The sequence below is a fragment of the Micromonospora sp. NBC_01739 genome, assembly GCF_035920385.1.
In the GTDB taxonomy this organism is placed as follows: domain Bacteria; phylum Actinomycetota; class Actinomycetes; order Mycobacteriales; family Micromonosporaceae; genus Micromonospora.
Genome location: NZ_CP109151.1, coordinates 6,137,132 through 6,151,037, shown reverse-complemented (window position 1 = coordinate 6,151,037; position 13,906 = coordinate 6,137,132). Strand labels below are relative to the sequence as shown.

General features: G+C 71.8%; 13 protein-coding genes. 4 read left to right on the top strand and 9 right to left on the bottom strand.

All coding sequences use genetic code 11. The annotated features are described in order from the left end of the window. Positions 1-121: 121 nt before the first annotated feature. On the bottom strand, positions 122-1,657 hold the full coding sequence (locus tag OIE53_RS27955; protein ID WP_327024418.1) for a PQQ-dependent sugar dehydrogenase: 1,536 nt from the start codon (positions 1,655-1,657) through the stop codon (positions 122-124). 233 nt (positions 1,658-1,890) lie between these two features. Here OIE53_RS27955 and OIE53_RS27950 point away from each other — a divergent pair, with 233 nt between their 5' ends. The 4 genes from OIE53_RS27950 to OIE53_RS27935 all read left to right on the top strand — a co-directional run bounded on the left by OIE53_RS27950 (position 1,891) and on the right by OIE53_RS27935 (position 5,721). Further along, on the top strand, positions 1,891-3,069 hold the full coding sequence (locus OIE53_RS27950; RefSeq protein ID WP_327024417.1) for a sensor histidine kinase: 1,179 nt from the start codon (positions 1,891-1,893) through the stop codon (positions 3,067-3,069). Positions 3,070-3,100: 31 nt separating this feature from the next. Further along, positions 3,101-4,267 (top strand): hypothetical protein, encoded by a 1,167-nt coding sequence (locus OIE53_RS27945; RefSeq protein ID WP_327024416.1) that lies wholly within the window; start codon positions 3,101-3,103, stop codon positions 4,265-4,267. Then, positions 4,240-4,953 (top strand): response regulator transcription factor, encoded by a 714-nt coding sequence (locus OIE53_RS27940; protein ID WP_327024415.1) that lies wholly within the window; start codon positions 4,240-4,242, stop codon positions 4,951-4,953. The genes OIE53_RS27945 and OIE53_RS27940 overlap by 28 nt, the downstream gene beginning before the upstream one ends. Before the next feature lie 75 nt (positions 4,954-5,028). After that, positions 5,029-5,721 carry a hypothetical protein gene (locus tag OIE53_RS27935; RefSeq protein WP_327024414.1) on the top strand — a complete coding sequence of 231 codons (693 nt, stop codon included), beginning with the start codon at positions 5,029-5,031 and terminating at the stop codon, positions 5,719-5,721. 15 nt (positions 5,722-5,736) lie between these two features. Here the strand turns inward: OIE53_RS27935 and OIE53_RS27930 are convergent, their stop codons facing one another. The 8 genes from OIE53_RS27930 to OIE53_RS27895 form a co-directional block, all read right to left on the bottom strand. After that, positions 5,737-6,486 (bottom strand): lysophospholipid acyltransferase family protein, encoded by a 750-nt coding sequence (locus OIE53_RS27930; RefSeq protein WP_327024413.1) that lies wholly within the window; start codon positions 6,484-6,486, stop codon positions 5,737-5,739. Positions 6,487-6,573: 87 nt separating this feature from the next. After that, the gene (locus OIE53_RS27925; protein ID WP_327027459.1) at positions 6,574-8,631 is read right to left on the bottom strand and encodes an amylo-alpha-1,6-glucosidase; all 2,058 of its coding nucleotides are present in this window, start codon (positions 8,629-8,631) and stop codon (positions 6,574-6,576) included. Positions 8,632-8,633: 2 nt separating this feature from the next. Continuing rightward, a complete protein-coding gene (locus tag OIE53_RS27920) occupies positions 8,634-9,002 on the bottom strand; it encodes an SCP2 sterol-binding domain-containing protein (protein ID WP_327024412.1) in 369 nt (122 codons plus the stop codon). A 208-nt stretch (positions 9,003-9,210) separates the two neighbouring features. Next, entirely contained in the window at positions 9,211-9,627 is a 417-nt protein-coding gene (locus tag OIE53_RS27915; protein ID WP_327024411.1) for a CBS domain-containing protein, read from the bottom strand. Positions 9,628-9,712: 85 nt separating this feature from the next. Beyond that, positions 9,713-10,735 (bottom strand): aspartate-semialdehyde dehydrogenase, encoded by a 1,023-nt coding sequence (locus tag OIE53_RS27910; protein WP_327024409.1) that lies wholly within the window; start codon positions 10,733-10,735, stop codon positions 9,713-9,715. A gap of 74 nt (positions 10,736-10,809) precedes the next feature. After that, entirely contained in the window at positions 10,810-12,159 is a 1,350-nt protein-coding gene (locus OIE53_RS27905) for a M16 family metallopeptidase (RefSeq protein WP_327024408.1), read from the bottom strand. Next, the gene (locus OIE53_RS27900; RefSeq protein WP_327024406.1) at positions 12,156-13,448 is read right to left on the bottom strand and encodes a M16 family metallopeptidase; all 1,293 of its coding nucleotides are present in this window, start codon (positions 13,446-13,448) and stop codon (positions 12,156-12,158) included. Before OIE53_RS27900 ends, OIE53_RS27905 begins: the two co-directional genes overlap by 4 nt. Before the next feature lie 76 nt (positions 13,449-13,524). Next, complete coding sequence (locus OIE53_RS27895; protein ID WP_327024405.1) at positions 13,525-13,740, bottom strand: hypothetical protein; 216 nt, start codon at positions 13,738-13,740, stop codon at positions 13,525-13,527. Positions 13,741-13,906: the final 166 nt, after the last annotated feature.

Here is a 13,906-nt window from a genome sequence, read left to right as displayed (position 1 = left end):
TCGGCGTGACCGCCGTCACATCGACTGTCCGGGGTGGGCAACAAGGTGCGGCCCGGCCCGCACCGCCGACCGGGCGGTGGCGGGCTGGGCCGCACCAGGGTACGTCGAGGATCGCTGGTGGTCAGCCGACCTGACAGGTCGTGCCGTTGAGCCGGAAGTCGTTGGGCGGGTTGTTGGTGCCGGAGTAGGTGGCCTGGAAGCCGAAGCTCGCCGTGCCGTTCGTCGGCAGGGCGGCGTTCCATCCGGCATTGCGTGCGGTCACGGTACGCCCGGACTGGGTGATCTCGGCGTTCCATCCTCCGGTGACCTGCTGGTTACCGGTGAAGGACCAGGTCAGGGTCCAACCGTTGAGGGCGGCGCCCCGGTTGGTGACCCGTACCTCGGCGGTGAAGCCGGTGTTCCACTGGTTGACCGTCCAACTCACCGTGCAGGCCGCCGGCCCGGAGGTGGGCGGCGGGGTGGTCGGCGGAGGCGTGGTCGGCGGCGGGGTGGTGGGCGGAGGCGACGTCGGCGGGGGCGTGGTGGGCGGCGGGGTGGTGTCCCGGGGCGGGAAGCGCAGGATCCGGTCGTCACTTGCCGCCGGGGTGCCCCGGCCGTCGCGGTTGCTGGTGGTGACCCAGAGCCAGCCGTCCGGGCCGTATTCGACCGTCCGCAGTCGACCGTAGGTGCCGAGCAGTTCCGCGGTCGGGGTGCCCACCGACCCGGATCCGGTCAGCGGCACGTTCCACAGCCGGTTGCCGCGCAGGGCGGCCACGAAGAGCCGGTCTCCGGCGATGGTGGCGCCGCTCGGTGAGGCCTCGGCGGGGGTCCAGGTGATCAGTGGGTCCCGGAAGCGGGGGTCGCCGGCCCGCCCCTCGACGGTGGGCCAGCCGTAGTTGCCGCCCGCCACGATCAGGTTGACCTCGTCCCAGGTGTTCTGGCCGAACTCGGTGGCGTACAGGCGTCCCTGGGCGTCCCAGGCCAGCCCCTGTACGTGCCGGTGGCCGAGGCTGTAGACCGGCGAGCCCGCGATCGGGTTGTCCGGCGGCACCGTGCCGTCCGGTCGGATCCGCAGGATCTTGCCGTTGCGGCTCTGCGGGTTCTGCGCGGTGGCGGTCTGTCCGGCGTCACCGACCCCGACGTAGAGCATGCCGTCCGGCCCGAAGGCGATCCGGCCGCCGTTGTGGATCGAGGCCCGGCTCAGCCCGGTGAGGATGGGCTGCTGGGTCTGCGGGGCGGTCAACCGGAAGCGGGAGATCCGGTTGTCGGTCGCGGTGGTGAAGTAGACGTAGATCCAGCCGTCCTGGGCGTAGGTCGGGGAGACCGCCAGGCCCAGCAGGCCCCCCTCGCTCGTGGCACTCACCCCGGAGATCTGGACGACCGCCTCGGGCTGCTGACCCGGCCGCACCCGGACGATCTGCCCGGTGGGACGTTGGGCCACCAACGCGCTACCGTCCGGGAGGAAGTCCATCCCCCAGGGCACCTGGAGCCCGGTGGCGACCGTTTCCGGCCGGGAGAAGTCGAAATCGCCGACGGCGAGCGCGGCCGGCGCCCCGGCGGCGACTGCGGCGGACGGACCTTCGGCACCCGGGACCGCACCGGCCAGCCCGGCGAGGCCGACACTGCCGGCCACCAGACCGGCGGTGAGTGCGGTTCCGACTGCTAGTCGGATCTTCATGCCACCCCCTGACACATCGAGATTGATCAATGCATATTACGTCAGGTGCGGGCTGCCCGCGAACCGAGGCCACGATCAACAACCTGCGGCGGGTCGCCTCCTGACGCGCGGGTTCGACACTCCGCCGCCGAAGCCGAACGGCACTCCCACGGTCGCATTATGTTATTCTCCGACGTCGATTTCTCAGCGCGTACCCGGATCGGGTCGTTTGTCGCGAAGGACGCCTTCACCCGATGCCGGCACTGGCCCCACTGACCGCACCGCCCTCCACAGTCGATCCTCCGGCGACCGGGGCCTTCGCCTTCGTCTTCACCCGGTTACCGGCACTGCTGCGACTCACCTGCGGGCTGGTCTGTGCGGTGGTGGCCCTCGCCGTGCGTACCCCACCGGTGCACACCGACCTGCTCGTGCCGGCGGTGGCGGTGCTGACCGCCTGGTCGATCTGGTACGCCGCCCGCGCCTGGCACCACGGCGTCGGCGCACCCCTGATCGTCGGGGAAGTCGCGCTCACCGTGGCCGCCTGCCTGGCCATCCCGGTGCTCGTCGCGCCGGAGGTGCTGCCCGGAGAGGCCAGTTGGATCGCGGTGCTGGCCAGCGGCACTGTGATCAACACCCAGGCCACCGCTCCGGCCCGCTGGTCGATCCCGGCGGGGTTGCTGGTCACCGTGGCCTACGCGACCGGCGCCCAGGCGGCCGGCAATCCCACCGAGGCGCGGGCCCACGCGGCCACCCTGCTGGCCCAGACCGCCATCACCGCGATGTTGACTGCGGTGATGCGCCGCCGGATGGCACGGGCGGACACCGACTTCGTGGCCGCCCAGCGCGCCTCCCGGGCCGCACTGGTCGCCCGTAACGCCCGGGAGGCGGAACGCCAGCAGAACCGGGACCTGCACGACACCGTCCTGGCCACCTTGACCATGGTCGGACAGGGGGTGGTCACCGGCCCCTCGACGGCGCTGCGCGAGCGGTGCGCCGCCGACCTGCGTACCCTGGCCGCCCTGGCCGAGGCCCGGTCGGTGCCGGCGGACGCCACCCGGCGGCTGGACGAACGGCTGCGGGAGGTCCTGGCCCGCCTGCCGAGCCTGCCGGTCAACGCGGACCTGCCGCCGTGCACCCTCCCGGCCGCGGTCGCCGAGGTGATCGCGGAGAGCGCCCACGCGGCGCTGGCCAACGCGGCTCGGCACGCCCCCGGTGCCGCCACCACGCTGCGCCTGCGCAGCCGCGCCGGCCAGGTGGTGGTCGAGGTACGCGACGAGGGTCCGGGCTTCGACCCGGCCACCGTCCCCGCCCACCGGTACGGGCTGCGCGAGTCCATCATCGGCCGGATGGCCAGCATCGACGGTCGGGCCGAGGTGGACTCCGCCCCCGGACAGGGCACCCGGATCCGGCTGGAGTGGTCCGATGTCGGCTGATCCGGAAGCCGTCCGCCTCTCCCCTGGCGTCATGCCGACCGCCGGCGCGTACGACGGCAGGGCGGCGACCACGGCGGTGAAGGTCGGGGTGGGGCAGGCGGCGGCTGCGGTGGCCCGCATCTCCGACCGGGGTGCCCGGATCGTGGCGGTCACCATCGCGCTGGTCTGGCACCTGACGATCGCCCTGCCCGCCGTGTTGGGCACCCGTGCGGAACTGGCCGCACCCCAGGTGGTGCTCGGCGGATGGGTGCTGGTGGGGGCCGTCGGGCTGCTGGCCGGGGTGCGGCTGTTGCGGGACGACCCGTTGCCCCTGCCGCCGCTGGCCGGGCTGCTGCTGGCGGTCGACGTGGCGGTGTTCGCCGCGGTGGGACGCGCCCACCTGTTCGGCCCGGCCAACTGGGTCTGGGGCACCCTGGCCTGGTTCTTCCTGGTGGTGCTCTGGGGCCGGCCGGTGCGGTGGCTGCTCGCCCTGCTGGCCGCGCACGGGGTCACCGCGCTGGCCGCAGTCGTCTGGTACGACGCCACCGGGGCGGCCGACCTGGCTCGCACCGCTATGGCGCTCTACGGCACCTCGTCGCTGCCGGTGGCGGTCTTCGCCGGGGCTCGGGCGCTCGGGCTGCTCTCCCGGGACCGGGCGGCCAACGCCGCCGCGGCCAATGTGATGCTGGCCGAACGGGAGGCCGCCGAGCAGGCCCGCAGGGAACGGCACGACCGGCTGGCCGTGGCCAGCGAGGCCGCCACCGAGGTGTTGACCGAACTGGCCCAGGGGCGGGCGGATCCCTCCGACCCGCAGGTCCAGCGCCGCTGCGTGCGGGCGGCGGCCCGGCTGCGGCGGCTGATCGTCGAATCCGACGATGTGCCCCATCCGCTGCTGCACGAACTGCGGGCGGCAGCCGACCTGGCCGAGCGCGAGGGCCTGTCGATCGATCTTGTCACAATCGGTACACCACCAGCACTTCCGGTGCAGGTTCGTCGTCGGCTGGCCGAACCGCTCACCAGCACTCTCGCCGACGAGCGGGACTGGGCGCGGCTGACCATCGTCGCCGGGCCGGAGGAGGTGGTGGTCAGCCTGGTCGTCCCGGACCGGCCCGGCCCGGACACCGCCGGGCCGGCACCGGAGCGGGACGACGAGCAGGTGGAGCACCTCTACGAACGGGACGGGGAGATCAGATGGACGCAGACCCGCTGGCGTCGTTGACGCCGGGGCGGCCGGTCGGGGTGGCGATCGTCGACGACCACCCCGTGGTCATCGACGGCATCCGCGCCTGGCTGGCCATCGAGCCGCGGCTGACCGTACTGGCCACCGGCGACGATCCCGACGCGGTGCTGCGGGCCGCCCCCCATGCCGATGTCGTCCTGCTCGACCTGCGGCTGCACGGCCGCCTGGTGCTGGACAAGCTGGCCGAGCTCAGCGCCACCGGCCGACGGGTGGTGGTCTACTCGGAGCACTCGGATCCGCCGACCATGCTCGCCGCACTGGACGCCGGAGCGGTGGCCTTCCTCGCCAAGCACGAGGGACGGCAGCACTGTGTGGCTACCGTGCTGGCCGCGGCCAGCGACCGCCCGTACGTGGCGCCCGCACTGGCCGGGGCGATGGTCGGCGACTCACGGCCGGGCCGACCGGTGTTGTCGGACAAGGAACGTGAGGCGCTGCTGCTGTGGTTCCAGTCGATGTCCAAGGCCTCGGTCGCGCGACGGATGCGGATCAGCGAGCACACCGTCAAGCAGTACGTCGACCGGGCGCGGATCAAATACAGCCGGATGGGTAGGCCGGCGGCCACTAAGGCGGCCCTGCTGGCCCGGGCGATCGAGGACGGTCTCATCCGACCGGAGGAGATCGGCATCTACCGGTCGCAGGCGTCGACCGAGTGGCCGACCCCCTAACGGGCGTCATGACACCGCAGGTGGCACTGGGCGAGGCTGATGCGCAGATGCCGTCTGCACCGGAGGTTCGTCAGGATGCACGATGACGCGTCCCCCTTCTTCGTCGCGCCGCACCGCTTCGACGCGGCGGACGACACCAGCCCGACCCTGGACCGGCGCCACGAGTTGGTGCCGGCCCAGGACGAGTGGGTGCTCGCCCGGCACCAGGTGAAGGTGGCCGGCCATCTACTCGGCCCCACCGAGGCCCGGCGGACCTGGGCGCTGCCTGAGGCGGTCACCGTGACCGTCACCGACCACCGGCTGGTGTACGTCGGCAGCAACCCGCATCTGGCCGTCGTCGGCGCCCGGCCGAGGCGGGGGGCGTCGACCCTGGTCAGCGGCCAGATCCGCTGGCAGTGGCCGTCCCGGCTGGAGTTGTCGAGCACCGGTGCGGGCTCGGCGGCCCGGCTGCTGGTGGTCTGCGACGCGCTGCGCACCATCCAGCAGCCGGCGCTGGCCCTGATCGGGCCGGGCCCGCAGATCGAGCGGTTGAGCCAGGAGATCCGCCGGGCGGTCGCCACCTTCCGGTTGACCCGTCCCGAACTGGTGGACCTGTCCCCGCCGGAGCGGGACGCGCTGTCCCGGCACGCCCTGGTCTCGCCCCACCCCGGTCAGCCGCGGGTGATCCTGCCCGGGTCACTGCCGGTCGAGTTCCGCTCCCGGGACGACTACTACCGCCCCCGCAGCACCTACCCGATGCGGTACGACGCGGTCTCCGGCCACCGGTAGGGCCGCCGGAGGCGGTCAGCGCGTCCGGGTCTGGCGCTCGGCGGTGTCCAGGGCGGTGGCCTGCTCCGGGGTCGGCGCGGTGCCGCCGAGGTGGGCCGGCAGCCACCACCGGTCCTCGGGGTCGGCCGGCTGGTCCGGGTACTCCCGCTGGGCCCGGTCGACCAGCTCCGACAACCGGATCTTCAGGTCGGCGTTCATCGCGGTGGGGTCCGGATAGTCGGCCGGTTCCAGGGGTTCGCCGACCAGGATGGTGATCGGGGTGTGCCGGCGGGTGAGGGTGCGGGGGCGGCCCTTGGTCCACAGCCGCTGAGTGCCCCACAGCGCCACCGGCAGCAGGGGGACCCCCGCCTCGCCGGCCAGCCGGGTGGCACCGCTCTTGAGTTCCTTGACGGTGAAGGATCGGCTGATGGTCGCCTCCGGGAAGACGCCGACCACCTCGCCGGCGCGCAGGGCGGTGAGGGCGGCGGCGTACGACTCGGCACCGGCGCCCCGGTCCACCGGAATGTGTCGCATGCCGCGCATCAGCGGGCCGGACACCCGGTGCCGAAACACGGACTCCTTGGCCATGAAGCGGACCAGCCGCCGAGAATCCAGGGCACCCAGCCCGCAGAAGATGAAGTCCAGGTAGCTGACGTGGTTGCTGGCCATGACCGCCCCGCCGGTACGGGGCACATGGTGGCTGCCTTCCACGTTCAGCCGCAGGTCGAGCACCCGGAACATGGTCTTGGCGGCGGCGATCACGGGCGGATACACGAGTTCCGGCATGCGCCAACTTTACAACCAGTAGGTTACGCGCGGGTAGGGACCAGGGTCGGGCGCAGTGGAGCCCGACCAGGCAGACTCGCCGAGCCCTCAGTCGGCGAGTCTGTGCAGGTCAAGGCGGCCACGGGCAAAGGCGTCCACCCGCCCCCAGCGCCCCGGGATGTCCAGCACCTCGATCCGACCCATGCCGACCGGCAGCCGCGGCTCCACCGTCAGGTGCCCGTCGTGCGGCTCCAGACCCAGCATGGTGCGCAACAGCAGCAGCGGGGCCCCGGTCGACCAGGCCTGCGGGCTGCACGCCGTGGGGTACTCCACCGGGAACCTGGTCTGCTCACGCGGGTAGCCACCGAAGGCCTCCGGCAACCGGCCGTCGAAGTAGCGGGCGGCGTCCAGGATCCCGCTGGCCAGGGTGGCGGCCTCCTCCACGAAGCCGTAGCGGCGCAGGCCCCAGGCGCAGAAGGAGGTGTCGAAGGGCCACACCGTGCCGTTGTGATAGCCGATGGGGTTGTACCGGACCTCCCCTTCGGCCAGGGTCCGCACCCCCCAGCCGGTGAAGAGCCGGTCACCCACCAGGTGCGCGGCCACCTGTGCGGCCCGCTCCTCGGCGACGATGCCGCTCCACAGCAGGTGCCCGATGTTGGAGCTGAGCACGTCGCACTGCCGGCCGTCCGGGTCCAGGGCCAGGGCGTAGTAGCCCTCGTCGGCCACCCACCAGTCCCGGTTGAACCGCTCCTTCAGCTCACCGGCCTCCCGCTCCAACTGCTCCGCGTACTCCGGGTCGTCCCAGAACAGGCGGGCCAGTCGGGCCGCGCGCAGCTTCGCGTCGTACGCGTAGCCCTGCACCTCGCAGGTGGCCCGGGGAAAGGGCGGCAGGGTGCCGTCGGTGTACGAGATGGAATCCCAGGAGTCCTTCCAGCACTGGTTCTCCAGGCCGGTTTCGGTGTTGCGCCGCTCGTACCAGATGTAGCCGTTGCCGACCAGGTCGGCGCACTCGTCGATCCACCGCACCGCCCGACGACATTCCTGCTCCAACTCCCGGACCAGCGCCACGTCGCCGCTCCACCGCTCGTACTCGTCGAGCAGCACCACGAACAGGGGGGTGGCGTCCACCGATCCGTAGTACGGCGAGTGGGGCTGTTCCTCGAACGCCGCGCTCTCGCCGTAGCGCATCTCGTGCAGGATCCGGCCCGGGTCCTCCTCCCGGAAGTCGTCGAATCGGGACCCCTGCAGGGAGGCCAGGATCCGCAGGGTGGTCACGCTCAGCTCCGGCGTGAACGGCAGGGTCTGCAGGCAGGTCAGGATGCTGTCCCGGCCGAACATGGTCATGAACCAGGGCAGGCCGGCGGCGGGCAGGGTCTGCCCGCCGAGCGACAGCGGGGTGAACCGCAACGCGGCCAGGTCCACCAGGCACCGCTGGTAGGTGGCGGCGACCTGACCGTGCTCGCTGTTGACCTTGGGGGCCTTGGCGATCCACTCCTGGAGATCGTGGTGCAGGGCCAGCCGCTCGGTGTCGTGCACCCGCAGCCCGAACCGCAGGTCCCGGCCGCCGGGACCGAGGGCGTGGGTGCGCACGTCGATGCTTGTGCTCCACTGCTCGTTCGGCTCCAGGTGCAGCCGGTAGGCGAAGCCGTCGCGGTCGTAGGTCGCCGGCTCGGAGGAGCAGATGACGGTCTCTCGCCGGAAGTTGCCCCGCCGGTAGCCCAGCCGCAACCGGTCCGGGCCCGCCTCGGCGTACGTCTCGCCCTTCTTGTTCAGGATCTCGTCCTTGACCTCGAACAGGTCCGCGAAGTCGGCGGCGGCCTCCATCCGGACCTCCAGATCGACCGCCTTCTCGTCATGGTTGAGGATGGTGATGCTCTCCCGGAAGCTGCCCCCGACAACTCGCTCCCTGATGATCGACAACTTGGCGTCGACATAGTGGGTGGCCATCCCCGGCACCAGGAAGAAGCGCGACTCGTAGTACTGGAGGTCGTCGTAGGAGAGGGCGTTGAGCCGCTCGCCGTTGACGGTGAGCAGCCACTTGGACAGGAACCGGGTGTCGATGGCGAAGAGCCCCGTCGGCTCGGTCGGGTTCGCCTCGATGTCCCCGGTGGTCTCGGACACCACGAAGGTGTTGCCGTCCAGGATCCGCACGGTGTTGCTCTGCACCATCAGGGCCTCTCCTTCCGGTAGCGACGCGGTCCCCGGCTGTCCGCAGGCCCGGGGAGGATCCGATCCAGTTGCACGACCAGGCGGGCGTCACCGGTGATGGTCATGTCTCCCCGCAGCAACGCGGCCAGCCCGTTCTCCCGTCCGAGGACCATGTCATCGAACAGTTCCGGGCTGGTGCCGACCACCGTGTCCGCCGCCATGTCCTCCCGGCTGATCCGCAGCCGACCCCGGTCGATCCGGATCAGCCAGTGCGTGGTCTGGGGCCCCTCGTGCAGGTCCAGGCGCACGGTTCCGGAGAGCTTCGCCAGCAGGGGGTCGTACCCCTGCCGGTCGAGTTCCTCGAAGAACCGCACGGTCGCTTCCCCCATCGGGCCTCTCCCTCCCGGTCGGCAGGTCCGGAGTCCGTGCGGGCGGCGCAGGTCCTGCGGCGACCTGCCCGCACCGTCGCAGCAGGGTCCCCGGCTGGTGGACGGGCAATCTAGCCCGAATCGGGTGAGGGGTGCCCGACGCGCGGGGTGAGACAGCCGAAAGCCGGCCCCCCGGAAGATCGGGGAGCCGGCCTACGGGCGTACGGAGTCAGTTGTTCGGGTCGTCGGCGCTGATGTCGGCCAGCACGGACTGGGGTTCCCGCTCGACGGCCAGGTCACCCATGGACACCAGACCGATCAGCCGGTCGTCCTCGACCACCGGTAGCCGCCGGATGGCGTAGGTACGCATCAGGTCGGCGGCGGAGATCACGTTGTCGTACTGGCTGACCGTGATCACGTCCTTGGTGGTGAGCTGGTGCAGCCGGGTGGTGTTCGGGTCCAGGTTCTCGGCCACCGCCCGGATCGTGATGTCCCGGTCCGTGATGATGCCGATCACGTTGTCGCCATCGGTCACCACCACGTCGCCGATCGCAGCGTCACGCATCTCCTGGGCGGCCGCGACAAGGGTGTCGTTGCCGTCCATGGTCACCAACCGGGTGGTCATGAACTCTCCGACCGTTGTCATGGTGCCTCCCTCTCGGTGTAGGGGCGACCATGCGTCTACCCGAGGGCCCCGACCAGTAACGCACCTGGCCGGGGCCGGGGGAAGGCTAGAGTTCGGCGGCGACCAGCTCGGCGATCTGCACGGCGTTGAGGGCGGCACCCTTGCGCAGGTTGTCGTTGGAGCAGAACAGCGCCAAACCGTGCTCGACGGTCTCGTCGGCCCGGATCCGGCCCACGAAGGTCGGGTCCTGCCCGGCCGCCTGCAACGGGGTGGGTACCTCGCTGAGCGCCACACCGGGGGCACCGTCGAGCAGCTCGGCGGCGCGCTGCGGGCTGATCGGCCGGGCGAACCGGGCGTTGATCTGCAGCGAGTGCCCGGTGAAGACCGGCACCCGGACACAGGTGCCGGAGACCTTCAGGCCGGGGATCTCCAGGATCCGGCGGCTCTCGTTGCGCAGCTTCTGCTCCTCGTCGGTCTCCGCCGAACCGTCCTCGACGATCGAACCGGCGAGCGGCAGCACGTTGAAGGCGATCGGGCGGGCGAACGAACGCGGCGCGGGGAACTCCACTGCGGCACCGTCGTAGGTCAGGCCGGTAGCGCCCTCGGCCACCTTGCGGACCTGCTCGTCCAGCTCGGCGACGCCGGCCAGGCCGGCACCGGAGACCGCCTGGTAGGTGGAGACGACCAGGCTGACCAGCTCCGCCTCCTCGTGTAGCGGACGCAGCACCGGCATCGCGGCCATGGTGGTGCAGTTCGGGTTGGCGATGATGCCCTTGGGGCGTACGGCGATGGCGTGCGGGTTGACCTCGGCGACGACCAGCGGCACCTGCGGGTCCGTCCGGAAGGCCGAGGAGTTGTCGATGACGACCGCACCGGCCGCGGCGACCCGGGGGGCCAGCTCCGTGGCGGTGCCCTTACCGGCCGAGAAGAGGACGATGTCCAGCCCCGAGTAGTCCGAGGTGGCCGCGTCCTCGACGGCCACCTCCCCGCCCCGCCACGGCAGGGTGCGCCCGACCGAGCGGGCCGAGGCGAAAAGCCGCACCTGCTCCGCCGGGAACTCCCGATCCGCCAACACCTGCCGCATAACGCCACCGACCTGGCCGGTGGCCCCCACAATGCCGATCCTCATGCCCGCGAGGCTACCCAGCCAGGCAGGGCGGCTGGGAACGCTTTCCCACCCATCGGCGACCGACATCACATCGGCTACGCCGACGCGTGGTCGATCACCTCCCCCAGCCCGGTGGCCACCAGTTCGTCCCGGATGAGGGCGGCGTCCCCCTCCACCACCAGGGTCAGCGCCTCCGGGTACAGGTGGGTGGCGGCGGCCGCCGACACCTGCGCCACGTCGGCGTCGAGCAGGGCCTGACGCAGCCGGGCGTGGTAGTCGTCCGGCAGGTCGTGCACCGCCAGGGTGGTCAGGGCCCCGGCGATCGCCCGAGGGCTCTGCAACTCCACCGACAGCTGCCCGGCCCGCCAGGACCGGGCCACCGCCAGCTCGTCCTCGGTCACCCCACCGGCCTGGGTGCGGGCGATCTCCCCGACCGACTCCACCAGGGCGGGCGCGGTGACCGCGGTCTGCACCCCGGAGCTGACCGCGAACCGGCCGTAGCGGCGGGAGGAGGCGAAATCACCCCGGATGCCGTACGTGTAGCCCCGTACCTCCCGGATCAGGTGATTCAGCCGGGAGGTGAAGGCGCCACCGAGCACCGTGCCGGCCAGCACGATCGGCACATGGTCCGGGTGCCCCCGGTGGGGCCCGGGGTGGCCCAGGCGCAGGGTCGACTGCACCGACCCCGGTCGGTCCACCAGGATGATCCGACGACCGGTACGCACCGGGACCTCGATCGGCCCACCCCGGTCCACCGGCCCACCCCCGGTGCCGGCGAAGGCGGTCACGGCCAGGGCGTCCAGGTCGATCCGGTCCAGGTCACCGGCGACCACCAGGGTGCCGGGGCGGATGAACCACTCCGAGTGGAAGACGGTGACGTCCTCGACGTCCAGGGCGGCCACCGAGTCCGGGTCCCCGTACAAGGGCCGGCCCAACCGGTTGTCGATGCCGAACAGGTCGGCGCGCAGCACCGCGTCGGCGCGCGGGCCGGGGTTGGCCCAGTCCATCCGCAACGCCGTCGCCTCGTCGTCCCGGACCCGCCGCACATCGTCCGGGTCCAACTTCGGGGTACGCACCGCCTCGGCGAGCAGTTCCACGGCCGCGCCCAGCCGCTCCACCGGGACCTGCACACTGACCTGGAAGCTGTCCCAGTCCAGCCCGGTCACCAGTTCGGTGCCCAGGGCCTCGATGGCCAGGGCGTACGCGGTGGCGTCCCGCTGACTCGTGCCCTCCTCCAGGGCCTTGGACAGCACCCCGCCCAGCCCCTCCTTGCCGACCGGCTCCCGGCCCGCTCCCGCGTCCAGCAGCAGCACCGCCACGGCCAGGTTCTGCCCGGGCAGATGCGCGGCGATCACCTGACCGCCGGCCACGGTCCGACGGACCACCTGCGGGAACCGGTACGGACGAGCCGCGCCCGGACCGGGACGTTCGGCGATCAGAGTCATGGCTTCTCCTCGGGGCGGTAGATCAGGGTGACCCGGTCGTCGGCGGTCAGCACCTCGGCGGCCACCTCGGCGATCTGCTCGGCGGTGACCGCCTGCCAGGCCGGCAGCCGCTCGGCCGCGGTGGCCGGGTCGCCGAACTGGGTGGCGTAGCGGCCCAGCACGTCCGCCCGACCATCCACAGTCGACATCTGCCGCCACCAGGAGGTGGTCAGCAACGCCTTGGCGCGCTCCAGTTCGGTGGGGGTCACCGGCACGGTGGCCAGTTCGTCGACCACCTGGGTCAGCCCCTCGGTCAGCCGCTCGCTGCCGATCCCGGGGCGGGCGGTGACGGTGGCGATCAGGGGTGCCGGGGCGTGCGCCAGATCCACCCCGTACGCCCCGACCAGGTCCGGTTGGGCGATCCGTTCGCCGTCGGCCAGCCGCTGGTAGAGCCGGCTGCCCCGACCGCTGCCGAGGACGGTGGCCAGCACGGTCACCACGTCGTAGCCGGGGCTGCCGAAGGGGTGGGTCCGGTGTGCCACGTACACCCGGGGTGCCGGCACCTCGGTGACCACCTCCTCGACCGCCGGAACGCCGGTGGCCGGCACGGTGCGGCCGTCCGGTGCCGGCGGGATCTCCGCGCGGGGCTCGACGGCGCCGAAGTACTTCTCGGCCAGCCTGACGACCTCGTCCACGGTGGTGTCACCGACCACGGTGAGCACCGCGTTGTTCGGTGCGTAGTAGGTCTGGTGGAAGGCCTGGAAGGTGGCCAGGTCGGCGGCGTTCAGATCGGCCATCGAACCGATGGTGGCGTGGTGGTACGGATGCCCCGGCGGATAGAGCAGCGGCAGCAGCCGCAGCCACGCGTCGCCGTAGGGCACGTTCTCGTAGCGTTGCCGGCGCTCGTTCTTGACCACTTCCCGCTGGTTGTCCAGCGTCTCCTGGGTCAGGGCCGGCACCAGGCCGCCCATCCGGTCCGCCTCCAGCCAGAGCGCCAACTCCAGGTGCTCGGCCGGGACCGTCTCGAAGTAGTTCGTCCGATCCGGATTGGTGGTGGCGTTGAGCGAACCGCCCGCCCCCTGCACCAGCTTCATGTGCTCGGTCTTCGCGACATTCACCGAGCCCTCGAACATCAGGTGCTCGAACAGGTGGGCGAAGCCGGTCTGTCCGGCCGGCTCGTGGCGCGAGCCGACGTCGTACCAGAGGTTGACCGCGACCGCGGGTGCGGTGCGGTCCTCGCTGACCACCACACGCAGGCCGTTGTCGAGTCGGGTCGTGGAGATGGGCCAGGGGTAACCGCTGTCGGGCATGGCTCCGACGCTATCCGATCTCCGCCGACCGGTGCGGTCGGGACGCGGGCGTGCCGCGCCCCACCGCAGGTTCGGCTCAGTCGGGAGGCTCGATCGGGGTCACCGTCTGCTCCGAGGTACGCCGTTCCAGCACGGTGTCCGGGGCGGCTGCCGGGTTGTCCTCCCGGATGTCGGACTCGGTCAGGATCGCGTCGGCCTGGGCCTCGGGATCCTCGCTGCCGGCGGCCGCCTCCTCGGGCAGCAGGTGGGCTCGGGACTCGATTCGCTCCTGATCGCTCTTCGCGTCACTCATGACTGCTCCCATACCCCCACCCCCGCTCCCCACTCGTGCCACGATCTCGTCCGGGCTAGGGCGTCCATCGGATACCTCCAGATTGCGGCGTTCGGTGTCGGCGAAGTTACCGAGGGCTCCATCGACGCAGGTAAACTTCGAGGAAAGGCTTTGCCGACCGGTGGGT